This is a genomic window from Chelativorans sp. ZYF759 (genome assembly GCF_012911015.1).
Lineage (GTDB): Bacteria > Pseudomonadota > Alphaproteobacteria > Rhizobiales > Rhizobiaceae > ZYF759.
Window position 1 is genome coordinate 92,204 of the sequence record NZ_WVVV01000012.1, and the last position, 23,506, is coordinate 115,709.

At 65.2% G+C, this 23,506-nt stretch carries 24 protein-coding genes and 1 pseudogene; 19 read left to right on the forward strand and 6 right to left on the reverse strand.

The window, feature by feature from the left end; genetic code table 11:
- Nucleotides 1-112: 112 nt before the first annotated feature.
- Nucleotides 113-529: an MAPEG family protein gene (locus GRZ55_RS17645; protein WP_169288273.1), complete on the forward strand. Its 417-nt coding sequence runs from the start codon at nucleotides 113-115 to the stop codon at nucleotides 527-529.
- On the opposite strand, the gene GRZ55_RS17650 is transcribed toward GRZ55_RS17645, so the two are convergent.
- Nucleotides 479-1,420, reverse strand: coding sequence for a hydrogen peroxide-inducible genes activator (locus GRZ55_RS17650; protein WP_169288274.1), 942 nt, complete (start codon nucleotides 1,418-1,420; stop codon nucleotides 479-481). The two genes, GRZ55_RS17645 and GRZ55_RS17650, sit on opposite strands and share 51 nt — an antisense overlap.
- A 150-nt stretch (nucleotides 1,421-1,570) precedes the next feature.
- Here GRZ55_RS17650 and katG point away from each other — a divergent pair, with 150 nt between their 5' ends.
- The 7 genes from katG to GRZ55_RS17685 all read left to right on the forward strand — a co-directional run bounded on the left by katG (nucleotide 1,571) and on the right by GRZ55_RS17685 (nucleotide 10,050).
- Nucleotides 1,571-3,760: a catalase/peroxidase HPI gene (gene katG / locus GRZ55_RS17655; RefSeq protein ID WP_169288275.1), complete on the forward strand. Its 2,190-nt coding sequence runs from the start codon at nucleotides 1,571-1,573 to the stop codon at nucleotides 3,758-3,760.
- A gap of 155 nt (nucleotides 3,761-3,915) precedes the next feature.
- Nucleotides 3,916-5,205 carry an RsmB/NOP family class I SAM-dependent RNA methyltransferase gene (locus GRZ55_RS17660; protein WP_169288276.1) on the forward strand — a complete coding sequence of 430 codons (1,290 nt, stop codon included), beginning with the start codon at nucleotides 3,916-3,918 and terminating at the stop codon, nucleotides 5,203-5,205.
- A gap of 72 nt (nucleotides 5,206-5,277) precedes the next feature.
- Entirely contained in the window at nucleotides 5,278-5,736 is a 459-nt protein-coding gene (locus GRZ55_RS17665) for a TspO/MBR family protein (protein WP_169288277.1), read from the forward strand.
- Between the two features lie 81 nt (nucleotides 5,737-5,817).
- On the forward strand, nucleotides 5,818-6,276 hold the full coding sequence (locus tag GRZ55_RS17670; protein WP_169288278.1) for a PaaI family thioesterase: 459 nt from the start codon (nucleotides 5,818-5,820) through the stop codon (nucleotides 6,274-6,276).
- A gap of 17 nt (nucleotides 6,277-6,293) precedes the next feature.
- A complete protein-coding gene (locus GRZ55_RS17675; protein WP_169288279.1) occupies nucleotides 6,294-6,941 on the forward strand; it encodes a 5'-methylthioadenosine/S-adenosylhomocysteine nucleosidase in 648 nt (215 codons plus the stop codon).
- A 39-nt stretch (nucleotides 6,942-6,980) separates the two neighbouring features.
- On the forward strand, nucleotides 6,981-8,543 hold the full coding sequence (gene guaA, locus GRZ55_RS17680) for a glutamine-hydrolyzing GMP synthase (RefSeq protein WP_169288280.1): 1,563 nt from the start codon (nucleotides 6,981-6,983) through the stop codon (nucleotides 8,541-8,543).
- Between the two features lie 76 nt (nucleotides 8,544-8,619).
- Nucleotides 8,620-10,050: an FAD-dependent oxidoreductase gene (locus GRZ55_RS17685; RefSeq protein WP_169288281.1), complete on the forward strand. Its 1,431-nt coding sequence runs from the start codon at nucleotides 8,620-8,622 to the stop codon at nucleotides 10,048-10,050.
- Nucleotides 10,051-10,063: 13 nt separating this feature from the next.
- On the opposite strand, the gene GRZ55_RS17690 is transcribed toward GRZ55_RS17685, so the two are convergent.
- Nucleotides 10,064-10,561 carry a hypothetical protein gene (locus tag GRZ55_RS17690; RefSeq protein WP_169288282.1) on the reverse strand — a complete coding sequence of 166 codons (498 nt, stop codon included), beginning with the start codon at nucleotides 10,559-10,561 and terminating at the stop codon, nucleotides 10,064-10,066.
- 228 nt (nucleotides 10,562-10,789) lie between these two features.
- Between GRZ55_RS17690 and GRZ55_RS17695 the strand changes: the two genes are divergently transcribed.
- On the forward strand, nucleotides 10,790-11,911 hold the full coding sequence (locus tag GRZ55_RS17695) for a YbfB/YjiJ family MFS transporter (protein ID WP_169288283.1): 1,122 nt from the start codon (nucleotides 10,790-10,792) through the stop codon (nucleotides 11,909-11,911).
- Here the strand turns inward: GRZ55_RS17695 and GRZ55_RS17700 are convergent.
- Nucleotides 11,908-12,984, reverse strand: coding sequence for a polysaccharide deacetylase (locus GRZ55_RS17700; protein ID WP_246734844.1), 1,077 nt, complete (start codon nucleotides 12,982-12,984; stop codon nucleotides 11,908-11,910). The two genes, GRZ55_RS17695 and GRZ55_RS17700, sit on opposite strands and share 4 nt — an antisense overlap.
- Before the next feature lie 37 nt (nucleotides 12,985-13,021).
- On the opposite strand from GRZ55_RS17700, the gene GRZ55_RS17705 reads away from it, so the two are divergent.
- From GRZ55_RS17705 to GRZ55_RS17745, 9 genes are all read left to right on the forward strand, one after another.
- Entirely contained in the window at nucleotides 13,022-13,591 is a 570-nt protein-coding gene (locus GRZ55_RS17705; protein ID WP_169288284.1) for an NnrU family protein, read from the forward strand.
- A 119-nt stretch (nucleotides 13,592-13,710) separates the two neighbouring features.
- On the forward strand, nucleotides 13,711-14,376 hold the full coding sequence (locus GRZ55_RS17710; protein WP_169288285.1) for a tetratricopeptide repeat protein: 666 nt from the start codon (nucleotides 13,711-13,713) through the stop codon (nucleotides 14,374-14,376).
- Between the two features lie 6 nt (nucleotides 14,377-14,382).
- On the forward strand, nucleotides 14,383-15,816 hold the full coding sequence (der, locus tag GRZ55_RS17715; protein ID WP_169288286.1) for a ribosome biogenesis GTPase Der: 1,434 nt from the start codon (nucleotides 14,383-14,385) through the stop codon (nucleotides 15,814-15,816).
- A gap of 131 nt (nucleotides 15,817-15,947) precedes the next feature.
- Nucleotides 15,948-17,132 carry a cell wall hydrolase gene (locus GRZ55_RS17720; protein WP_246734845.1) on the forward strand — a complete coding sequence of 395 codons (1,185 nt, stop codon included), beginning with the start codon at nucleotides 15,948-15,950 and terminating at the stop codon, nucleotides 17,130-17,132.
- A 277-nt stretch (nucleotides 17,133-17,409) separates the two neighbouring features.
- The gene (locus GRZ55_RS17725; protein WP_246734850.1) at nucleotides 17,410-17,760 is read left to right on the forward strand and encodes an AtpZ/AtpI family protein; all 351 of its coding nucleotides are present in this window, start codon (nucleotides 17,410-17,412) and stop codon (nucleotides 17,758-17,760) included.
- A gap of 44 nt (nucleotides 17,761-17,804) precedes the next feature.
- Nucleotides 17,805-18,554, forward strand: a complete 750-nt coding sequence (locus tag GRZ55_RS17730) for a F0F1 ATP synthase subunit A (protein ID WP_169288288.1) — start codon at nucleotides 17,805-17,807, stop codon at nucleotides 18,552-18,554.
- A 77-nt stretch (nucleotides 18,555-18,631) separates the two neighbouring features.
- Nucleotides 18,632-18,859, forward strand: a complete 228-nt coding sequence (locus GRZ55_RS17735) for a F0F1 ATP synthase subunit C (RefSeq protein ID WP_169288289.1) — start codon at nucleotides 18,632-18,634, stop codon at nucleotides 18,857-18,859.
- A gap of 88 nt (nucleotides 18,860-18,947) precedes the next feature.
- Nucleotides 18,948-19,547: a F0F1 ATP synthase subunit B gene (locus GRZ55_RS17740; protein ID WP_169288290.1), complete on the forward strand. Its 600-nt coding sequence runs from the start codon at nucleotides 18,948-18,950 to the stop codon at nucleotides 19,545-19,547.
- 13 nt (nucleotides 19,548-19,560) lie between these two features.
- A complete protein-coding gene (locus GRZ55_RS17745) occupies nucleotides 19,561-20,040 on the forward strand; it encodes a F0F1 ATP synthase subunit B (RefSeq protein ID WP_169288291.1) in 480 nt (159 codons plus the stop codon).
- 55 nt (nucleotides 20,041-20,095) lie between these two features.
- Here GRZ55_RS17745 and GRZ55_RS17750 read toward each other — a convergent pair whose 3' ends face one another.
- Nucleotides 20,096-20,749, reverse strand: coding sequence for a ribonuclease HII (locus GRZ55_RS17750; RefSeq protein WP_169288292.1), 654 nt, complete (start codon nucleotides 20,747-20,749; stop codon nucleotides 20,096-20,098).
- A gap of 154 nt (nucleotides 20,750-20,903) precedes the next feature.
- On the reverse strand, nucleotides 20,904-22,058 hold the full coding sequence (locus tag GRZ55_RS17755; RefSeq protein ID WP_169288293.1) for a PA0069 family radical SAM protein: 1,155 nt from the start codon (nucleotides 22,056-22,058) through the stop codon (nucleotides 20,904-20,906).
- A 142-nt stretch (nucleotides 22,059-22,200) separates the two neighbouring features.
- Here GRZ55_RS17755 and GRZ55_RS17760 point away from each other — a divergent pair, with 142 nt between their 5' ends.
- A complete protein-coding gene (locus GRZ55_RS17760; protein ID WP_169288294.1) occupies nucleotides 22,201-22,698 on the forward strand; it encodes a glycosyltransferase in 498 nt (165 codons plus the stop codon).
- A gap of 469 nt (nucleotides 22,699-23,167) precedes the next feature.
- On the opposite strand, the pseudogene GRZ55_RS17765 reads toward GRZ55_RS17760, so the two are convergent.
- Nucleotides 23,168-23,506 (reverse strand): annotated as a pseudogene (locus GRZ55_RS17765) (hypothetical protein); the annotation flags it as partial.

Below are 23,506 nucleotides of genomic sequence, written 5' to 3' on the forward strand. Positions count from 1 at the left end.
GCCCGCCCTTCGTCGTTTGAAGGGACCTGAACCGTGGATTGCGCCACAGCCTTGTTGCAATCCGTGGGCACGCATGGCGCGTATGCTAGCCGCACACCACACAGGATTCCCCATGACCCAAACCGCAATACTCTGGCCGATGATCGCCCATGTGGCCCTGGTCTTTGCCGTCTATGTCCTGCTTGGCCTGCGCCGCAGGCAGGCGGTGATGGCTGGAGAGGCCAGGATTTCCGGATTCCGGGAGAACCAGAACGAGCCGCCATCGAGTCTCTTCGCGCGCAACAATCTCGAAAACCAGTTCGAACTGCCCATGCTTTTCCACGCCGGCTGTCTGGCGCTTCTGGCGGCGGGTGGCGCCGGCACGCTTGCCATCGTGCTCGCCTGGCTGTTCGTGGCCTCGCGGGTGATCCACACGATCATCCACGTCACCTCGAACCGGATACGCTATCGCCAGCCCGCCTTCATGGCCGGCTTCGTGCTACTCGCCGGCATGTGGCTGCTGCTCGCCATTCAGCTCGCCACGGGCTGAACCCGCGCCGAACTCCGACAGGATTTCCGCCAGCGCGCGGCACACGGACTGGCGGCTGGAATTGCGCCGCCAGGCCATGCCGATCGTCCGCATGGGGACGGGCGGCGCGAACGGCACGATGTTGATGCCGGATTGCGGGGCGGAGGCCGCCGCCATTTCCGGTATCAGCGTGATGCCCTGGCCGTGGGCGACCATCTGCAGCAGCGTGGTCAGGCTGGTCGCTCCGTAACTGGCCATGGCGACCGGGCGGATGGACCCGCAGATCGCCAGGGCCTGGTCGCGCAGGCAATGGCCTTCTTCCAGCAGCATCAGTCTCTCCAGCGCCGGACTTTCCGGCGCGACCGGCGGCGAGGCGAAGTCGGGATCGGACGCTGGAACCGCCAGCAGGAAACGATCCTCGAAGAGTGTCGCCACGCTCAGCGCACCATGGTCCAGTGGGAGCGCCGCAATCATCGCATCCAGCTGCCCGCCTACGGTCTCGCCGACCAATGTCTGCGTCACGGATTCGCGCAGTTCGATCGACAGGTGAGGAAAACGTGTCTTGAGAACGGGGAGCACCGCGGGCAGAAAATAAGGCGCGATGGTGGGAATGACGCCGAGGCGGAACCGGCCCTCCATGGCATGGCGGTCCTTGGCAGTGAAGGCCTCCAACTCGCGGATCTCGCTCAACAGCCTCTCGATACGCGGTCGCAGAAGATTTGCTTCTTCCGTCAACCGCACCACGCGTGCGCCGCGCTCGAAGAGACGACATCCCAGGCGCCGCTCCATCTCCGCGATCTGAGACGACAGTGCCGGCTGGGTCACGCCCGCAAGCGCGGCCGCCCGGCCGAAATGCAGCGTCTCTGTCAGCGCCTCGAAATATTCAAGCTGGCGGATGGTCAATCTGATCATAAGGAGCGATTATCAAACTGAACAGAATTGGCAATTTGTATCTATGGCTGGAACGCGATAGTCTGGAACCATTCCAATTTGGGTGGAGTGCGTCGTGCCGATGGGATCAGCCGGCCGCGCTGCCTTTTTCAGACCGAGCGAGGAACGATCATGGACGCCAAGACAGACGACAACGCCGGCAAATGCCCGATGGGTGGCGGCGGTGGCCGCGGACACCGCAATCGCGACTGGTGGCCCGAGGCGCTCGACATCGAGGTCCTCCACCGCAACTCGAATTTGTCCGACCCGATGGGCGAGGATTTCGACTATGCGGCGGAATTCAAGACGCTCGACCTTGATACGGTCATGGCCGACCTCAAGGCGCTGATGACCGACTCGAAGGATTGGTGGCCGGCGGATTTCGGCCATTATGGCGGCCTCATGGTCCGCATGGCCTGGCACTCGGCCGGAACCTACCGCATCACCGACGGCCGCGGCGGCGCCGGCGCCGGGCAGCAGCGTTTTGCCCCGCTCAATTCCTGGCCAGACAACGCCAATCTGGACAAGGCGCGCCGGCTCTTGTGGCCGATCAAGCAGAAATACGGCCGCAAGATCTCCTGGGCCGACCTGATGATCCTGGCCGGCAACGCGGCGCTTGAATCGATGGACTTCAAGACCTTCGGTTTTGCCGGCGGACGCAAGGACGTGTGGGAGCCCGAAGAGCTTTACTGGGGCCCCGAGGGCACCTGGCTGGGTGATTCGCGCTACAGTGGCGAGCGCCAGCTCGAGGAGCCGCTGGCCGCCGTGCAGATGGGCCTCATCTACGTCAACCCGGAAGGACCGGGCGGCAAGCCGGACCCCATCGCAGCGGCGAAGGATATCCGCGAGACCTTTTACCGGATGGCCATGAACGACGAAGAGACCGTCGCGCTCATCGCGGGTGGTCACACTTTCGGCAAGACGCACGGTGCGGGCGATCCGTCGTTGATCGGCGCCGATCCGGAAAGCGCGGCCGTCGAGGACCAGGGCCTCGGCTGGAAGAGCGGCCATGGCACGGGGCTTGGCGCCGACACCATCACCGGCGGACCGGAGGTGACGTGGACGCAGACACCGACGCGCTGGAGCAACCACTTCTTCGACAATCTCTTCAAATTCGAGTGGGAGCTCCACAAGAGCCCGGCGGGTGCCTTCCAGTGGAAAGCCAAGGATGCGCCGGCCGACGTGCCGGACGCCCATGATCCCTCCCGCAAGCATGTACCCACCATGCTGACGACCGATCTGGCACTGCGCTTCGATCCCGAATACGAGAAGATTTCGCGGCGCTTCTACGAGAACCCGGACCAGTTTGCCGATGCCTTCGCGCGCGCCTGGTTCAAGCTCACCCACCGCGACATGGGCCCGAAGGTCCGCTATCTCGGACCGCTCGTGCCTGAAGAAACCCTGATCTGGCAGGATCCGATTCCCGAGCTCGACCATGAACTGGTCAGCCACGACGATATCGCCGATCTGAAGTCGAAGATCCTCGCTTCGGGCCTGACTGTCTCCGAACTGGTCTCGACCGCCTGGGCCTCCGCCTCGACCTTCCGCCGTTCCGACAAGCGCGGCGGCGCCAATGGCGCGCGCATCCGGCTCGCGCCGCAGAAGGACTGGGAGGTCAACGACCCGGGCCAACTGGCCAAGGTGCTGGAGAAGCTGGAAGCTATCCAGAAGGCCTATAATGATGCCCAGACCGGCGAGAAGAAGGTTTCGCTCGCGGACCTGATCGTGCTCGCCGGCACGGCCGCCGTGGAGAAGGCCGCCAGGGATGCCGGCGTGGACATCTCCGTGCCGTTCTCCCCCGGTCGCATGGATGCAAGCCAGGAACAGACGGATGTCGATTCCTTCCGGGCGCTCGAGCCGCGGGCAGATGCTTTCCGCAACTACCTCTCCGGCAAGCAGTTCATGCAGCCCGAGGAGGCGATGGTCGACCGTGCCCAGCTGCTGGCGCTGACCGGCCCGGAAATGACGGTGCTTCTGGGCGGCCTGAGGGTGCTCGGGGCCAATGCCGGCGGAACCGACCACGGTGTTCTGACGAACAATGTCGGTCAGCTGACCAACGACTTCTTCCTCAACCTCCTCACCATGGAGACCGAGTGGGAGGGGCTGCCCGACGGCACCTATGAAGGTCGCGACCGCAACACCGGCGAGCAGAAGTGGCGTGCCACCCGGGTCGATCTCATCTTCGGCGCGCATTCGCAGCTTCGCGCCTTTGCCGAGGTCTATGCCTGTGCCGATTCCAGGGAGAAGTTCGTCAAGGACTTCGTGGCCGCATGGGTGAAGATCATGAACAACGACCGCTTCGATCTGGTCACCAAGAACTAGGGCAACCGGGTTTCCACAATACGAAAGGGGGCCGGTCGGTACGTCCGGCCCTTTTGCGTTCGAAGGGCGCGCGCGGCCGGCCGATTGCCCTTGCCATGGCTGGTGAGGCCCGTTAGCAAGCGTCCATTCGGGCAAACCGATCGATGAGGTATGACATGCGTCTGGGCGGCAGGCTGGCAGCGGCAATCGAGGTCCTGGACGACATGGAGTCACGGCACCGTCCGGCCTCCGAAGCGTTGCGCGACTGGGGGCTCTCCCACCGTTTCGCGGGCGCGGGCGACCGCGCGGCAATCGGCAACATCGTCTACGACGCGCTGCGGCGCAAACGCTCGGCCGCCTGGCTCCTGGATGCCAGCACCTCGCGCGCCCTCGCCCTCGGCGCGCTCGTTCTCGAATGGAAAATGTCGCCCGCACAGATCGACTCGCAACTGGAGGGCGACCGCTTCGCGCCCGCCTCGCTCGACGACATGGAAAGGGGCGCACTCGCTGATCGCACTCTCGATCAGGCACCCGCCGCCGTTCGCGCCGACTGTCCCGACTGGTGCGTGCCGCTCTTCGAACAGGCCTTCGGCCCCGAATGGGTCGAGGAAGCCGCAGCACTCGCCGCGCGGCCCCCGCTCGATCTGCGCGTCAACACGCTTTCGGCCAGCCGCGACAAGGTATTGGCGGAACTCGCGCCGAGTGGCGCCGTGCCCTCGCTGCTCGCCCGCAATGGCATCCGCATCCCGCCCATCGAAGCTGGCGGTCGCCACCCCAATGTCCAGTCCGAACCGGCCTTCCGCAAAGGCTGGTTCGAGATCCAGGACACAGGCTCCCAGCTGGCGGCGGAGCTTGCCGGCGCCGAAATCTCGCAGCAGGTGCTCGACTATTGCGCGGGTGCGGGTGGAAAGACGCTGGCCATGGCATCGGCGATGGAAAACCGAGGCCAGATCTTCGCCTTCGACGCGGAGAAGCAGCGCCTGGCGCCGATCTTCGACCGGCTGAAGCGCGCCGGTACGCGCAACGTCCAGGCCTTTGCCGATCCTGCGCGTCTCGAAGCGCTGGAAGGCCAGCTTGATCTGGTCCTGGTCGATGCGCCCTGCACGGGTTCCGGAACCTGGCGGCGCCGCCCGGACGCAAAATGGCGCCTTACCGACCGGCAACTCGAACTGCGCCTGGCCGAACAGGCCATGATACTTGAAAAGGCAGCGCGCTACGTGAAGCCTGGCGGCCGGCTCGCCTATGTCACATGTTCCGTCTTTCCCTCAGAGAACGGGGCGCAGGTCGCGGCCTTCCTCGAGAAGAACCCGGAATTCGCACCCGAGGACCACGCAGCCATCTGGGCGGCCCGTTTTCCGGGCATGGAAGCCATGGCGCGCGTGGAGTCCACGGGCGGCATCGTCATGACGCCCGCCCGCACGGGCACTGACGGCTTTTTTGTCGCGCTGCTGCGAAGGACGGGCTGAGGAACGCGCTGCCACCTTTTTCCGTTGATTGTCCTGATGGACACGGCGTCTGTTTCGACGATGAACCGGAGAATGCAATTGGCCCGATATATCCCCCTCATTCTGTTTATCGTCGCCGTCGTCGGTGGCGGATCGCTGATCGCTGCGGGGACCGCGCCCGGTGCGTGGTATGCCGCGCTCGAGAAGCCCTGGTTCAACCCGCCCAACTGGATCTTCGGACCCGTCTGGTCCGTCCTCTATATCATGATCGCCGTGGCCGGCTGGCGCATCTGGATACGGCAGCGCACCGGCGGCGCGATGACGGCCTGGTGGGTGCAGCTCGGCTTCAACTTCCTCTGGTCGCCGCTGTTCTTCTCGCTGCAGCGTCCCGACTGGGCGTTGGTCGTCGTGCTGGCGATGCTTGCCTCGGTGATTACTTTCATCGTGCTGGCCTGGGACAGGGACCGCATCTCTGCCTATCTGTTTTTCCCCTACGCGGCCTGGGTCGCCTTCGCCTCGCTCCTCAACGCTTCGATATGGTGGCTGAACTGATTGCTGCGCTGCACAAATTCGCATTGCCGAGCGAAGCCGGCTTTGCGATAAAGCCGACGCAGGCAGCAGAAGGACGAGGCGATGATGGCCGAGATCAGGCCGGACGGTGATTTCGAGGCGCGCGTGCGCGAGAGTTTCGACCGCCAGAAGGCGATGGAGACGATCGGCGCGCGGTTGACCTCCGTCACGCCCGGCATCGTCGAGATCGAGATGGACTATGCGGAGGCCCTGACCCAGCAGCACGGTTTCCTGCATGCCGGCGTCATATCGTCGGCGCTCGACTCGGCCTGCGGCTACGCGGCCTATTCGCTCATGCCGGTCGATGCGGCGGTGCTCACCATCGAATTCAAGGTGAACCTGCTTGCGCCGGGAAGGGGCGAGCGTTTTCTCTTCCGCGGCGAGGTGACCAAGCCTGGCCGGACCATCATCGTCGCCGATGGCCGCGGCTACGGTTTCGATGCCGACGGCAATGCCAAGCTGGTCGCCACCATGACGGCCACCATCATGGTGGTCAGCGGCCGCGAAGGGCTGAAGGGCTAGGATCCAGAGGAGGCCACATGCGCCAGACCACGATTGAGCCAACATCCTTTGCCGGACGCTCTATCCTGTTCGTCATGGCCGCCGAACCGGAATATGGCATCCATCTGCGCAAACGCTTCGTCCCGCTGATGACGGGTGTCGGCCCCGTCGAATCGGCGATCGTCCTGACCGGCAACCTGCATTCCCTTGCCGCCGCCGATCGGCTCCCGGACCTGATCGTTTCCATCGGTTCGGCCGGCAGCCGGGTGCTGGACCACTCCCAGATCTACCAGGTCGCCGATGTCGGCTACCGCGACATGGACGCATCGGCCCTCGGCTTCGAGAAAGGTGTCACGCCGTTCCTCGATCGGCCGGCGACCATCGTTCTTCCCTATGTCATTCCCGGCCTGCCGCGCGCCAGTCTCTCCACCGGCGGCAATGTCGTGTCGGGATTCGCCTATGACGGCATCCTGGCGCAGATGGTGGACATGGAAACCTACGCCGTGGTGCGGGTCGCGGAAGATTTCGGCGTGCAGGTGATCGGCCTGCGTGGCATCTCCGACGGCCATGCGGAGGTGACAGAGATAGGGCATTGGACCGACAGCCTGGAGGCGCTCGACAGGAAGCTGGCCGAAGCGGTGGACAAACTGGCCGCAGCCATCGAAGGCGGGGCGATTCCGCTCTGATCGCTTGCGCAATCGTCCGCGTTTCTCTATGCGCTCGACATGAGTATTTCAGCCCATCCCGACACCGTCCTCATCGTGGATTTCGGTTCGCAGGTCACGCAGCTGATTGCCCGGCGCGTCCGCGAAGCCGGCGTCTACTCCGAGATCGTCCCCTTCCAATCCGCCGATGAGGCTTTCCGGCGGCTTAAGCCCAAGGCCGTCATTCTTTCGGGCAGTCCGGCCTCGACGCTGGACGACGGCAGCCCCCGCGTGCCCGAGATCATCTTCGACAGCGGCGTACCCGTCTTCGGCATCTGCTATGGCCAGCAGACCATGTGCGCGCAGCTTGGCGGCAAGGTGGAAGGCGGCCATCACCGCGAATTCGGCCGAGCCTTCCTTGATGTAGAAGCAGACAGCGAGCTCTTCGAGGGACTCTGGTCGGTAGGCTCGCGTCATCAGGTGTGGATGTCGCATGGCGACCGGGTCACCGAAATCCCGCCGGGTTTCAAGGTGCTCGCGACCTCCGCCAACGCCCCCTTCGCCTTCATCGCCGACAAGGCCCGCAAATATTACGGCGTGCAGTTTCACCCCGAAGTCGTGCACACGCCGGATGGTGCCAGGCTGATCCAGAACTTCGTGCACAATGTCGCGGGGATCACGGGCGACTGGACCATGCACGCCTATCGCCAGAAGGCGGTGGAGCAGATCAAGGCGCAGGTCGGCGACAGGCGCGTGATCTGCGCGCTCTCGGGAGGTGTCGATTCGTCGGTCGCGGCGCTTCTGATCCATGAGGCGGTGGGCGACCAGCTGACCTGCATCCTCGTGGACCACGGGCTGATGCGTAAGAACGAGGCGGCCGACGTGGTCGCCATGTTCAGGGAACACTACAATCTGCACCTTATCCATGTGGATGCCGTCGACAGGTTCGTGGGCGAGCTGGAAGGCGTGTCCGATCCCGAAACCAAGCGCAAGATCATCGGCCGCCTCTTCATCGAGACTTTCGAAGACGAGGCAAAGAAGCTTGGCGGCGCCGATTTCCTGGGCCAGGGGACGCTCTATCCGGACGTGATCGAAAGCGTCTCATTCACCGGCGGGCCTTCGGTGACCATCAAGTCGCACCACAATGTCGGCGGCCTGCCCGAGCGCATGAACATGCAGCTGGTGGAGCCATTGCGCGAGCTCTTCAAGGACGAGGTGCGGGTGCTGGGCAAGGAACTCGGCCTGCCGGATTCCTTCATCGGGCGCCATCCTTTCCCGGGACCGGGCCTCGCCATCCGCTGCCCTGGTGGGATCACCCGCGAGAAACTCGACATATTGCGCGAGGCGGACGCGATCTATCTCGACGAGATCCGCAAGGCGGGCCTCTACGATGCCATCTGGCAGGCCTTCGCGGTGCTCCTGCCCGTGCAGACGGTCGGCGTGATGGGCGACGGGCGGACCTACGAATATGTCTGCGCGCTACGCGCCGTCACATCCGTCGACGGCATGACAGCCGACTTCTACCACTATGACATGAGCTTCCTCGGCGCGGCCGCGACCCGCATCATCAACGAGGTGCGCGGCATCAACCGCGTCGTCTACGACGTCACGTCGAAACCGCCCGGCACGATCGAATGGGAGTGACGTAACAGGTCTTGGCGCCGATCTTGTTATTTGGTCTCGCATCGTGAGAATGCAGGTCAATCAGGAGGAGGTGCTCATGTCGATCGACGTTTCTCGTGACCATTTCGAAATTCCGGCCGCGAGGCTGCCCGTCGGCTACGAGGCGGAGGTGGTGGTGGTCGGCGCGGGCCCCGGGGGTTTCGCTGCGGCCATCCAGGCAGCCCGCATGGGCGCCAGCGTGATCGTCGTGGAAAAATTCGATATGCCCGGGGGCGTCCACACATCGGGCCTGCAGGGGTCGGCCGACGGTGAGGTGGGCGGCATCCATGCCGAGCTCATCGCGCGGCTCGAGGCGGAAGGCTATGTCTATACCGCAAACGAGCAGTCGCACCCCGACTGGGCCGGCAATCCGCTCACCCATTACGAGCGCTTCAAGGAAGCCGGCAGCCCCTTCACCCGCGTCACTTTCAACCCGGAAGGTGCGGGCTGCGTCATGTCGGAGATGCTGCACGAGGCGGGGGTGCGAACGCTCTACGACACCCGCTTCGTCGATTGCGTGATGCGCGATGGTCCGGGTGACGCAACCATCGAGGCGATCGTTGTCGAGAACCCCAGCGGCCGATTTGCAATTCGCGGAAAGATCTTCATCGAGGGATCGGGCACGGCCGAACTCGCGGCGCGCGCCGGCGTGCCCTATGTGTCTGGCGGCGGTGGCCAGCCCGACACCGCGCAATGGGATGGCGTCGAGCGCCCCATTCCCGGCGGGCTCCTGTGGACCATGTCGGGCATCGATTTCTCGGCTGTCGCGCGCCACCAGCGCGATGCGAGGGATCCGTTCCTGCAAAAGACCATCGCCGAAGCGCTGGCAGCCGGCGATATCCCGCCCGACCTTTACCGCCCCAAGATGGGCGGCAAGGGCGTCTATGGCGATTTCTACATCGGGCACCCGACGCTCGACATGAGCCCCATCTCCGCCGACGGCACCTATGTGCTGTGGCAGAACGTGCCTTACGAACTCGGCCTGCACATGGATGAGAGCGGGGAGGACCAGGCACTGGCCATCCGCCTGCTGCGTTCATACGTCAACGCGGAAGCGAAATTCCTCAGGAAATACGTGCCCGGCTTCGAGAAAGCGGCCATTGCCAGCGTCGGGCGCTTCGTGGGTGTGCGCGATGGCCGCCATCCGGTGGGCGAGCATGTCTTCAGCCTGGAAGACGTTCTGGCCGGGAGGCGCTTCCGCGACGCGGTGACAGCCCCCATGACCAAGCCCTTTTATTGGGACGGCCACCGCAAGCACGAATTCGAGGTTCCTTTCCGCTGCTTTCTGCCCAAGGGCGTGGACAATATGATCCTGACAGGCGCCTCGCTTTCCTTCACCTACGACACCTTGTTCATGGTGATGCGCAATTTTCCCTGGTGCATGCAGACCGGCGAGATCGCAGGTTTTGCTGCGGCGAGATGCGTGGCAGGCCACCTCGGGCCGAAGGCGCTGGAATGGTCCCGGCCCTACTTCCCCGTCGCGGCTTGAGGCAAAACGGCCGCTAGCGGTAGCGGTCGCGGGGCCGCAGGAGGCTCATCGTGCCGGCAAAGACCAGGCCTAGCAGGAAGCCCATGGCCACCGGCTCGGTATCTCGGTGCCGCCATTCCGTGGCGGCGCGGTCGGAAAGCCATTTCCAGTCGAGCTGCAGGGGATTGTCGATGTACCAATCGGGCCGGTTGTCGACGACGTCGCGCAGATAGGCGGTCGAGACCTTCCAGCTGAACGTGACGCGGCCGCTCTTGCCCTCGACAACGCGCACGGTTTCCCTGTCCGCATCGAAATGCAGAATTGCCTCCGCGACGACATTGTCGGAATCGCCGTCATAGACCAGCGTCTTGAATCGCGATCCGCCCGCCAGGAGCTTGCTGGCCTGCTTGGCCCTGCGGAACCATCTCTTGTCGGCGTTGCGCTGCATGGCCCTGTTGACCACGTCGGCATAACCGGCGAGCAGCTCGCGGCCGCCCTTCTGTGCCAGGGGATTTGCGGTGGTGTTGCTCATGCGGGTCTCCGGACTTGCGATCTGATGGCGATGATCCCTCGTTCAACAACCGGAGCGCGGCGCGGAAGTTCCGCGCGCCCGAGACCTCGGACCGCACCATGCGGGCCCGAGGCCCGGGCTGCCGGAAACTGGCCCGAACAATCGCGATTGCTTTAAGCACGGCCATGCCCGATCCTGCCCGCAATGCGGTCGTTCCTGTCTTCTCCATTCCGTCCCGCGATTGCCGGCATGATCTCGATGGCGGTTGCCATGGGCATCGGACGTTTCGTCTATACGCCGCTCCTGCCCGGCATGATGGAGGCGCTGGGCCAGTCCGCCGGCGATGCCGGGCTCATCGCGTCCGCCAATTATGCGGGCTATCTGATCGGCGCGCTTCTGGCCGGGGGCGGGTGGGGTGAGGGCAGGGAGCGTGCTGTCGGCCTCTGGTCCCTGGCGGCGAGCGCGATCCTGGTCGCGCTGATGGCGGCCTTCAACCAGCTTGCACCTTTCCTGGTCCTGCGCTTCCTGGCCGGGATCGCCAGCGCCTTCGTGATGATATTCGTGTCGTCGCTGGTCTTCACACGGCTGATGGCGGCCGGCCGCGACGATCTGCAGGCGCTTCATTTCAGCGGCGTCGGGCTCGGGATTGCCGCCTCCGCGATCATGACGGGACTGCTCCATGTCGAAGATGCGGCCTGGCAGGCGGGCTGGATCTGGGCGGGCATCCTCTCGCTAGCCGGGCTGTGCGCGGTGTGGCTGCTGCTTGACCGGGGCGCGCCGCGGACCGGCATCGCAGCGCCCGAACCCCCGCTCGCGCTCACGCCGCCCTTTCTCAAGCTCGTCGCCGGATATGGCCTGTTCGGTTTCGGCTACATCGTGACCGCGACATTTCTGGTGGCCATCGTCCGGCAGGGCACCGGCGGCCCGCTGCTGGAGGCATGGGTCTGGCTGGCAACGGGCCTGGCCATCCTCCCCTCCATCTGGCTGTGGGGCCTGCTGGTGCGCCGCCGCGGGCTGCGGGTCGCGTTCGCAGCCGGCTGTGTCGTCGAGATTGTCGGGGTGCTCGCCAGCGTGCTCGTCCCCGGCATTGCCGGCCCGCTGATCGGCGGCGTGCTCCTTGGTGGCACCTTCGTGGCCGTCACGGCCTTCGGCCTCCAGGCCGGCCGCAGGCTCGCCAGCCTGTCGCCACGCCGCGCGCTCGCGCTGATGACGGCCTCCTTCGGCACCGGCCAGATTCTCGGCCCCATCGCCGCCGGCTTCGTCGCCGACCGGACCGGTGATTTCGTGCTGGCCTCGCTGCTGGCGGCAGTGGCGCTGCTCGTTGCCGCGGGACTTGTCCTTTCTTCGCGCCGGGGCGCGGGCACGGACTAGCCCCCGGCGCCCGTAACGACGGCCCCGTCGGCCAGCGCTTCACGATAGCTGATGCACGCCACATCGTCGCGAATGCAGACCGCGCGCGCGAAACGCTCCAGCGCGTTCCAATAGGCGCCGCCATTCATCAGCGTGAAATGGAAGCCGATCTGCAGCGGCTTGCGCGATCCGCCATATTCGCTTTCGAACGCATCCATAAAGGCCCGGTAAGCCCGTTCCTCGAAGGCTCCCTCCGTGTCCGCACGCTCGAATCCGCCGGAGTGGCGCACGAACAGATTGTAGTCCATGGCCAGAACGGGACGGCCCTGGGGGCCTTCGGCGACCATCGGCAGGGCGAAGGTCGCGAGGCCGTTCACCGCCCCGGGTGCCTGGGGCCCCTGGGAGACGGTCGAGGCGTCATAGGCGAAACCATGCGCGCGAAGCGCGGCAAACATCCCGTCTCCGGCCGACAGATAGGGCGCGCGGAAGCCGCCATTCATCGCTCTGGCCAGATCGCGCCAGGGTTCGGGTTCGTTCTCGATCCCGTTTATTTCGTAGGCGCGGGCCACGATCCGGTCGAATTCGGCAAATTCATGCAGCCATTCGGCCTCGGTCCAGCCACCGCCGTCGAAATGGCCGCAGGCATGATTGCCGATCTCGTGCCCCTCACTGTCGGCGCGCAGGATGTTGGCCAGCCTGTCGGCGACGTCCTCGCGCGAATAGCCGAAGCCGACATTCGAGGCGCCGGCGCCACGATCCGGCGGCCTGTACTCGCGCCGCGTCTCCCATGTGAGCAGATAGGTACAGGAAAGGAAGTAGGTGAAACGGGCGCCGGTCTCCACGGCAAGCGCCAGGCTGCGGTCCCATTGCTCGTTATGGAGTGCGCCGTCGAAGGACACCAGCACCTTCTGGACTGGCCGGTCGTCGGCGAGGGCGTGGCCGGTGGCCAACAGGGTGAGAAGGAGGAACCCGAAACGCAGCACTGACCTGATCTCCACGCGCACGCAATCTGCCGAAGCGGCTTCGCCTAAAGGCCGATTGTGGCTCGAAGCAGGCGGCGCCGCGGCAAGGTGCGCCTTGCGCATGGTGGCCATTGGCGTAGTCTCCGGCGAGTTGAACAAGGGGGCTCGCATGCTGGTACTGATACTGGGGATCGTCGTCTTTCTGGGCATCCACTCGGTCCGGATCGTCGCGCCCGACTTTCGCGACCGGCAGATCGCCGCGGGCGGGGAGGGACGCTGGAAGGGTATCTATTCCGTCGTCGCGCTCATCGGCCTCGTCCTGATCGTCTGGGGCTATTCGATGGCCCGACTGACCGCGCCCATCCTCTACGATCCACCGATCTTCATGCGGCACATCAACCTCCTGCTGATGTTCTTCGCGTTCGTATTCCTGGCCGCCTCCCAACTGCCGGCTGGCCGCATCAAGGCCGCGGTCAAGCATCCCATGCTGCTCGCCGTGAAGATCTGGGCCTTCGGCCACCTGCTCGCAAATGGCGATCTGGCGGCGCTCATCCTGTTCGGCTCGTTCCTCGCCTGGGCCGTCGTCGACCGCATTTCCGTCAAGCGGCGCGGCGACATGGGCCCGGCGCCAGGACCCGTGAAGTGGGACATCATCGCGCTTGCCATAGCGGTGGTCTTCTACCTCCTGTTCGTGTGGCGGCTGCATCTATGGCTGTTCGGCGTGCCCGTGCTGCCGTGAGCGGGCGGGCTTTTTGGCGGCGGCCCCTTCCCAGCCGCCAAAATTCGGTTAAAACCCGGTGCCAAGCATCAGGCGGCCAACAGGTCGGCCACCAACAGCGCCGGAACAGGTTCTAGATAATGTCCGACGACGGTTTCGTTCGCGAAGTCAATGAAGAGCTGCGACAGGATCAGCTGAAGGCGGTCTGGCGCCGCTATGGCATGGTGATCGTCGCGGGGGTGATCCTCATCCTGGCGGGCACTGCCGGCTATGTCGGTTGGAACCACTGGAACGAGCAGCGCGCCAATCAGTCCGGCGACCAGTATTCAGCTGCGCTCCAGCTGGCCAATGAGGGACGCACCGAGGAGGCGCTCGAGGCGCTCGGCCAACTCGAAGCGGATGGCTACGGCGCCTATCCGGTGCTTGCCCGCATGCGCGCTGCGACTGTCCGGGCCGAGGCCGGCGAATATGAAGCCGCCGTCTCGGCCTTCGATTCCGTGGCCGCGGACTCGTCGGTCCCCGGCTCGATCCGCGATATGGCCAGGCTTCGCGCGGCGCTGCTTCTGGTCGACCATGGGAGCTACGGCGACGTTGCATCGCGTGCCGAGCCATTGGCCGACGACGCCAACGCCCTTCGCCACGGAGCCCGCGAAGCCATGGGCCTTGCGGCCTGGGCCGCAGAAGATCTCGACAATGCACAACGCCTGTTCACGATGATCGTGGACGACCCGGCGGCCCCGACCAACACGCGCCAGCGGGCGGAGATGATGGTCGAGCTGATCGCCGGCTCGATACCTCGGTCCTGACAAGCCATGGCATTCAAGCTCGCCATCGTCGGCCGCCCCAATGTAGGCAAGTCCACATTGTTCAACCGGCTGGCGGGGCGCAAGCTCGCCTTGGTCGACGACACGCCCGGTGTCACGCGCGACCGGCGCGTCCATGCCGGTCGCCTGCAGGACCTGCGATTCGACGTGATCGACACGGCGGGTCTCGAGGAAGCCGACGCGGACACGCTTGAAGGACGCATGCGCGCGCAGTCCGAACAGGCCATCGACGACGCCGACATCATCGTCTTCATGATCGATGCGCGCGCGGGCATCATGCCGGACGACAAGGGGTTTGCCGATGTGGTGCGCCGCAAGGGCAAGCCGGTCGTGCTTGTCGCCAACAAGTCCGAATCGCGGGCTGCCGATGCGGGCACCTGGGAATCATACGAGTTGGGCCTCGGCGAACCGATCTCCATCTCGGCCGAACACGGCCAGGGCATGCCGGATCTTCGCGATGCAATCGTCGAAGCCCTGGGCGAGCGCGCCTTCGGACCGGACGAGCACGTCGAGTTAGCGGCTCCCGCAGTCTTCCCGGCCATGCCCGGAGACGACATCGACGATCCCGATGCCGAGGACATTCCCGAATACGATGCCACCAAGCCCTTGCGGATCGCCGTGGTGGGACGGCCGAATGCGGGCAAGTCGACGCTGATCAATTCCCTGATCGGCCAGGAACGCCTGCTCACCGGGCCCGAGGCCGGCATCACCCGGGATTCGATCTCGGTCGACTGGGAGTGGCACAATCGCCGCATCAAGCTGTTCGACACGGCGGGTCTGCGGCGCAAGTCGCGCATCCAGGAGAAGCTGGAGAAGCTTTCCGTCGCCGATGCGCTGCGCGCCATCCGATTCGCCGAAGTCGTCATCATCGTCCTCGATTCGACGATCCCCTTCGAAAAGCAGGATCTGCAGATTGCCGATCTCATCATTCGGGAGGGCAGGGCGCCGGTGCTCGCATTCAACAAATGGGATCTCATCGAGGACAGCCAGGCCGTCCTGGCCGATCTGCGCGAACGCGCCGAGCGGCTGCTGCCGCAGGTCCGCGGCCTCAAGACGGTGACCGTCTCCGGCGAAACGGGAAAGGGCCTCGACCGGCTCATGGAAGCGGTGGAAGCCACGCACCGGGTCTGGAACACGCGCATATCCACAGGCCGGCTGAACCGTTGGCTGGAGGGCGTGCTGGCGCATCATCCGCCACCGGCCGTTTCCGGGCGGCGTCTCAAGATCCGCTACATGACCCAGGTCAAGACGCGGCCGCCCGGCTTTGTCCTCAACTGTTCGGTGCCGGAGGCGATGCCGCAATCCTATCTGCGTTATCTGACCAACGGCATTCGTGAGGCGTTCGACATGCAGGGCGTACCGATCCGCATGATGCCACGGGCCTCCGACAATCCCTATGCGGGCAAGGCCCGCAAGCGCTGAGCTGCCTCAGCGTAACCACATGTGATCGCAGAAAGATCTGCCGCGCCGCCAGTCCGCCATTAACCCTCCGTTTAGGTTAATCACCCACTATCGAGGCTGATTTGTGGGACGGGTTGCGTTGGAGTGGGTCATTGAGATTTCCGCGGAAGTTGCGCCGGCGCTTTGCCGCACGTGAACGGCGTTCGCTGCTGGCGCCCCTGATCATCGGATTGGGCATGCTGGCGGCTTCTCCCACCGCAATCGCCTACCAGGACATGGTCAGCCTCGTTTCCGGGCTCGAGAATACGGGCCAGCGCTGGGGCGCGTTCGTCGAGCGCTCGGCGGTGGGCTCCGTGCAATCCGGCGAGATGCAGTTCATCGACACGAGCACGACCGGTTCGATCAGCGGCGGCGGGCGCGATACGCCGGGCATCGGCAAGGTGGCATTCCTTTCGAACAAGGGCGTCTTCAGCGAGCTTCCCGACGAGGCGCGAGTCAATCGCGAGGCCAAGCGCGGCCGCATCGTCCATGTCGCGCCGGTTGCCCCGCCGCGCATGTTCAATGCCGGCTCGATCCTCGAACGCCAGAGCTATCTCCTGAGCCCTGCCGAGGATTCAGAGTTCGCGATGGCCTTCATCGAGCCCGAGATCGCCGGTCGCGAACTCGAGATCGCGCTTGCCTTTCATATGATGGAACAGGCACCCGCGGCCGAAGACGTTCCGACCTATCTGGCTTCGCTGATCACCAACAACCGGCCAGATGTGCTTGCCACCGCCTATGCCCCCGCATCGCCGGACTATGCCAGCACCTCGCCCTTTGCCAGCCTGTTGCGCGACGAGCCCGATCTGCAGGCGGGACGTTTCATCCCGCCGCTCGGGCAACGCGACCACGCCTGGATGTCGAAGCCGCTGCCCCCGATCGTCTTCACCGAGGCCGAGCAGAAATGCCTGGCCGAAGGCATCTACTTCGAAGCCCGCGGCGAGATCGTCAAAGGGCAGGCCGCCGTTGCGCAGGTGATTCTGAACCGTGTCCGCAATCCCGCCTACCCCGACACGATCTGCGGCGTCGTGTATCAGAACCGTACCTGGCGCAACCGCTGCCAGTTTTCCTTCGCCTGCGACGGCACCACGCCACGCGTTCGCAGCACGAGCCACTACCGTGTCGCCGAGGAAGTCGGTCTGGCCGTGACGGCCGGGAAGATCTTCCTGCCGGAGGTCGGTTCCTCCACGCATTATCACGCGACCTATGTCAGCCCGCGCTGGGCGCGCTCGATGGAGCGTCTGCAGCGCATCGGCCTCCACATATTTTACCGCACGCGTGGCGGCGGCTGGAGCTGAGCCGGAAAGGCTGCCGGGCGTCGCCGCTTCCCCGATTCTCCCGCCCATCCACACATGGATAGGGCGGGCGCATTGTCGCAGCCTGCTAAGTTATTGATCTAGATGGTATTCCGGTTTCGCTGCGGCAGTCGCGCCGTGGCTTGACTGGGGCATGGGCGAAAACTATGTTGCGCGCGACTTTGACGCGGGTGGCCAAGCGCTGGCGGTCCCGGAATTGGAGGTCGCGGTGGCCGGAAGCAAACGCCCGGACAAAGCCCGACAATCCGGGGAAAAAGGCATGGCCGGTTTCGACAAGGACGATCTCGATCGTCGCGGTAAGGCACTCGATGCGGCATTGGCCGCGCGCCGTCCTGCCGCGCCGGACAGTGAAGACACGAAGAACGGCACGCTGCAGGGCGTGGGTAGCGCCCTGAAACTGTCGAGCGAGTTTATCGCCGCCATCATCGTCGGTGTTGGGCTCGGCTGGTTCTTCGACCGGATTGCAGGCACGTCGCCCTGGGGGCTGATCGTGTTCCTGCTGCTCGGCTTTGTTGCGGGTGTCGTCAACGTGTTGCGGTCGTCTGGACAGATGGCCGATTTTGGTGCCGTCAAACCCCGTCCGGGGCCAGACGGTCAAAACGAGAAATAGAATTTCTGGGCGCGTGCGGCGCCGCAGCCAGTTAGGGGGCCCGGATGGCCGACGATCCGATTTATCAGTTCGAGATCAACAGATTGATCCCGATCGAGGTTGGTGGACTCGACTTTTCCTTCACGAATTCCTCGCTCTTCATGGTCGCGACCGTCGCGGCGGCGGGCGGCTTTCTCTATCTGACGACGATGAGCCGTGGGCTGGTTCCTTCCCGCGTGCAGTCCGTCTCCGAGCTTTCCTACGAATTCGTGGCTTCGATGTTGCGCGATGCCGCGGGCACCCAGGGCATGCGGTTCTTTCCGCTGGTCTTCTCCTTGTTCATGTTCGTGCTGGTCGCGAACCTCTTGGGGATGGTGCCCTACTTCTTTACGGTGACCAGCCACATCATCGTTACCTTCGCGCTCGCCCTGCTGGTGATCGGAACCGTGATCTTCTACGGCTTCTACAAGCACGGCCTGAAATTCCTGGGGCTCTTTGCCCCATCCGGGGTGCCCAAGGCGCTCTTGCCGCTTGTCGTGTCGATCGAGATCATTTCGTTTCTCTCGCGCCCTATCAGCCTGTCGGTGCGCCTCTTCGCCAGCATGCTGGCCGGACACATCACGCTGAAGGTCTTCGCGGGCTTCATCGTATCGCTCGGTTCGCTCGGCGCCATCGGCGTGGCCGGTGCCATCCTGCCGCTCCTGATGACCATCGCGCTGACCGGTCTCGAGCTGCTCATCTCGTTCATCCAGGCCTATGTGTTTGCGATCCTGACCTGCATGTATCTCAACGACGCGGTTCATCCCAACCACTGACCTCTTCACCCCCATCTCCGCAGCGCAGACGGTGCTGTGGGCAACACAAGCTTGACCATTCAAAAAGGAGTTTCGACATGGAAGCAGATGCAGCACGTTTCATTGGTGCGGGCCTCGCCTGTCTCGGTATGGCCGGTACGGCTCTCGGCCTCGGCAATATCTTCGGCAGCTATCTCTCGGGCGCCCTGCGCAACCCCTCCGCAGCTGACGGCCAGTTCGGCCGCCTGATCTTCGGCTTCGCCGTGACCGAAGCGCTCGGCATCTTCTCGCTGCTGATCGCTCTGCTGCTGCTTTTCGCCGTCTGATCGACGCGCTCCGTCACGCCGGCCGCCTTGTTGCGGCCGGCTCGAACCTAACCGGACGAGATGTCCGGCATTGGTGACAGGACAGCCTATGTTCACGGCAACAGCCTACGCACAAACGAACGACCCGGCGGCGACGCCCGAGGGCGACCTGGAAGAAACCATCCAGGAAGCCATCGAGGTGCCGGCCTCTCAGCCAGCCGAATCGGCCTTCCCGCCCTTCGATACTTCGACCTATCCGTCGCAGTTGCTCTGGCTGGCGATCACTTTCGGCCTCTTCTACCTCTTCCTGCAGAAGGTGGTGCTTCCGCGCATCGGCGGTATCCTAGAGGTGCGGCGCGACCGCATCGCCCAGGATCTCGACCAGGCCGCCCGGATGCGCGAGGAATCGGATGCGGCCGTGGCCGCCTATGAACAGGACCTGGCGGAGGCCCGCATGAAGGCCAGCGCCATCGCCAACACCGCGCGCGACAAGGCCAAGGCCGATGCCGATGCCGAGCAGCGCAAGGCGGAGGCCGCCCTCGAGGTCCGCCTCACCGAGGCCGAGCGTCGCATCGCCTCCATCAAGGACGCGGCGATGAGCGATGTCGGTGTCATCGCCGAGGAAACCGCTGCCGCGATCGTCGAAGAGATGATCGGGGCGAAGGTCGACAAGCGCACGGTGTCTTCTGCCGTCGCGGCGGCCCAATAGGGAGCAAGAGACAATGGACTCCACAGCATGGGCCATGGTCGGCCTGGTCCTTTTCCTGGCTCTTCTTGCCTACATGAAGGTTCCGGGCTTTGTCGCGCGGACGCTGGACGACAGGGCCCAGCGCATCCGCAATGAACTGGACGAGGCCCGCAAGCTGCGCGAGGAAGCCCAGCAATTGCTGGCCGAGTACCAGCGCAAGCGCAAGGAAGCCGAGCAGGAGGCCGAGGCGATCGTCGCCGCCGCCAACCGCGAGGCAGAAAACATCGTCGTCGAGGCCCGGCAGAAGACCGAGGAATTCGTCGAGCGCCGCAACGCAATGGCCGAGCAGAAGATCGCTCAGGCCGAACGCGACGCGGTTCACCAGGTCCGCACCAGCGCGGTCGACATTGCCGTGGCCGCCGCCGAGCGGATTCTCGCAGACAAGGTCGATGCCAAGATGAGCGCGGAACTGTTCAGGAAATCGATGGGCGAGGTCAAGACCGGGCTCAACTGAGCCAGCCCCGATCCCGCATTCGAGAAGGCCGCCTCATCGCAGGCGGCCTTTTTCGTTATGAGCTGCGGAACGGCGCGAAGCTCATCCGATGCATGCGCGACAGCCCGCCATGCGCCTCGATGGCGGTGCGGTGGCGGCTTGTGGCGTACCCCATATGCATCTCGAAGCCATAACGCGGGTCGCAGGCGCCGGCCCGGCTCATGATGCGGTCGCGGGTGACCTTGGCCACGATCGAGGCGGCCGCGATGGAAAAGGAACGCCCGTCGCCGCGCACCAGCGCCCGGCATTCGCAGGGCATGCCGGGGGGAACGTCGCGCCCGTCGGCCAGCACCAGCAGCGGGCGCGTGCAGAGACCCGCCACCGCGCGGCGCATCGCCTCGAGGCTTGCCTTGCGGATGTCGCAGCCATCGATCGACTGCGCGCAGACGGTCGCGACGGACACCGAAAGGGCGGTCGTCACGATCGCCGCGAAGGCGATCTCGCGCTGGGTCAGCGACAGTTTCTTGGAATCGTCGAGCCCGTCGGGCAGCCGGTCGGGATCCAGAATCACCGCTGCGGCCACCACGGGACCGGCCAGCGGGCCGCGCCCGGCCTCGTCCGTGCCCGCAACCGGCCACTGGCTCCTGGTTCTGGCCAGCAGCTCGGCCTCGAAGTCGGGGCCGGAGGGCAATTCGAAAAGCAGCGGAGAATCGGAAGCGAGAGGAGCCATGGTTGCGGCAATGCTCGCATCTCGTCCGATTCTCCGCAAGGACTTCCCGGCTTGTTGGGGACGGGGGCCGGGAAGCAGCCGGCGGCTTGGGGGACGGGGTCAAGCCGGGGCAATCGTGCGGCCTGCCGGGGAAGCAGGCCGATCAGGGATTTTGCTAGAGAAGCTCCAACTGTCTGGCCTCGCCATGAAGCGGGACGAAAAGATCCGTGCGCAGGCTCTGCTTGCGCTGATTGAGGCCGAGACGCCGCGCGGCCATCTCGAAGCGCCGGCCGATCTGCCAGGCATAGGGCCCCGCACCCTTCATGCGCTTGCCCCATTCGGCATCGTAATCCTTGCCGCCGCGCATCGAGCGCACCAGGGACAGGACGTGGCGGTAACGGTCGGGATAGTTGCGCAGCAACCAGTCCTTGAAGAGGGGGCTCACCTCGAGCGGCAGGCGCAGGATGACATAGCCTGCTTCCCGCGCGCCGGCCGCGCGCGCCGAATCCAGGATGCGCTCCATCTCGTGGTCGTTGAGGCCGGGAATTACGGGGGCCACCATGACCGAGACCGGGATGCCGGCTTCGTGCAGCTTGCGCATGGCTTCCAGTCGGCGCGGGGGCGCGGAGGTGCGCGGCTCCATCGTGCGGGCCAGCCGCCGGTCGAGCGTGGTCACCGACAGCGCCACCTTGACCAGCCCCTTGGCCGCCATGCGCGACAGGATGTCGATATCGCGCGTCACGAGGGCCGACTTGGTGACGATGCCCACGGGGTGGTCATGCGCCTCCAGAACCTCGAGAAGCTGGCGCATGATGCGCCAGGTCTTTTCGATCGGCTGGTAGGGATCCGTGTTGGTGCCGATCGCGATGGTGCGCGGCACGTAGCCCTTCTTCCCCAGCTCGCGTTCCAGGAGTCGCGGCGCGTCCGGCTTGGCGAAGAGCTTGGCCTCGAAGTCGAGCCCCGGGGACATGCCCATATAGGCGTGTGTCGGCCGGGCGAAACAATAGATGCAGCCGTGCTCGCAACCGCGATAGGGGTTGATCGAACGGTCGAAGGAAATGTCGGGCGAGCTGTTGCGGGTGATGATGCTGCGCGGACGCTCGACCTGCACCTCGGTCTTGAAGGGGGGCAGTTCTTCCAGGCTGTCCCAGCCATCGTCGAAGACATGCCGCGAAATCGGCTCGTAGCGGCCTGACGGGTTGATGCCGGCGCCTCGGCCGCGACGCCGCTCATTGCCGACGCGGATGCCGCTGTTCTCGATCATGAGATTGGCCATGGATGCACCGCCTTCCTTGAAAGCGGCAACGTCGGCAGTGTTGATCGGTTCCATGCGGCCCATCTCCGTCGGGTGTGAGCGAATCGTCCCTTCGATGAATCTATTCCTATCGGCCAAATGGGAACATAGCAAGAACAAATCCGGTGCTGCAGCGCAGCACTGGCGTTCGCGGCCTGTATACGGTATTCGACTAGCCATGCTGAGCGTGGTGATACAGACGCACAATGACGAGGATTCCCTGGCCCGGACGCTGGCCTCGCTCGTCTCGGCTTCCGTGGAGGGGGTCGTTCGCGAGGTGATCGTCTGTGACGGCGGCTCGACCGACCGCACCCATCTGGTCGCCGACCATACCGGCTGCCAGTTCATCGCCGGGGGGCTGTCGGCCGGCATCGGCAAGGCACGCAGCGATTGGCTGCTGTTCCTGAAGCCCGGCACCCGTCTGGCGGATGGCTGGATGGCCGAGGTCGTCGACCATATCGCCCGTGGCCGCGGACCGGCCCGTTTCACCCGCTCGCGCGGTTCGCGCCCGCCGATCCTCAGCAGGCTGTTCTTCCTGCCACGCTCGCGTTTCGACGGTCTGGTGATCGAGAAGGCACGCGCCCAGGCGCTGGCGCGCGGCAACGAGGATGCTGCCTGGCTGGCACGCAAGGTCTCGGCGCGGCGTCTGGCGGGCGAGATCCACCTGCCGGCGTGAACGACGACGGTTCTTGTCCGACCGCGCTCAACATGCCTCGTTTTCATCCCTGCCATCGCCACGCCCTCTCATGAAAGGGAGGGTGGAGTCGAAAAAGCCCCCACCACCACGCCTCGTGTGCGACCGCCGGCCGGGTCCCCGCTGCTGACGCACCGTCCCGGCGTTCGCTGGCCTTCCATCGTGCCACTGGCACGCTGGATTTGCCTTCGGCAAACCGGCCGCTCACCCCCCCGTGAACGGGGGAGGATTGGGCGCAGACGGGCGCGACGGCTTGATCCTCCCCTGCGAAGCGGGGGAGGGGGACCATGCGCAGCATGGTGGAGGGGGCGCCCTGCACCACCCTTGACGGGACAGCCGCAACACAGTTGCCGAGTGAAGTAGCTCCACCTCCATTGCCGGGGCCGACCCCCTCACCGCCTCGCTGCGCTCGGCACCTCTCCCCCTCAAGCGGGGAGAGGATGGGGGGCTGTCACGACGTGTCGGGGGTTTCCAGCGCGTGGAGCGCCAGCGAATGGGCGTGCGCGAGGATCTCGTCGATCTCGCGGACATTTGGGGGATGGGCGGCGGCGGGGTCGTAGCGGTAGAGCCGGCCGCCGGGCGGCACGCGTCGGATGGGCAGGCGGGCCGTCTGGCGGCGTGCCTTCCAGCGGGCGAAGCGCTTGGCCTGGCCGGGGAGATCGTCAAGCGCCGCGGCAAGGGCTGCGAGGCGCTGGGTCAGGCGCGTGGCGCTGATGAGGTCGTCGGAGGAAGGTGGCGGCGGAAGCGGTGCGGGTTCGGTCACGCCGGGCACGACAATGCGCGGGGCGGC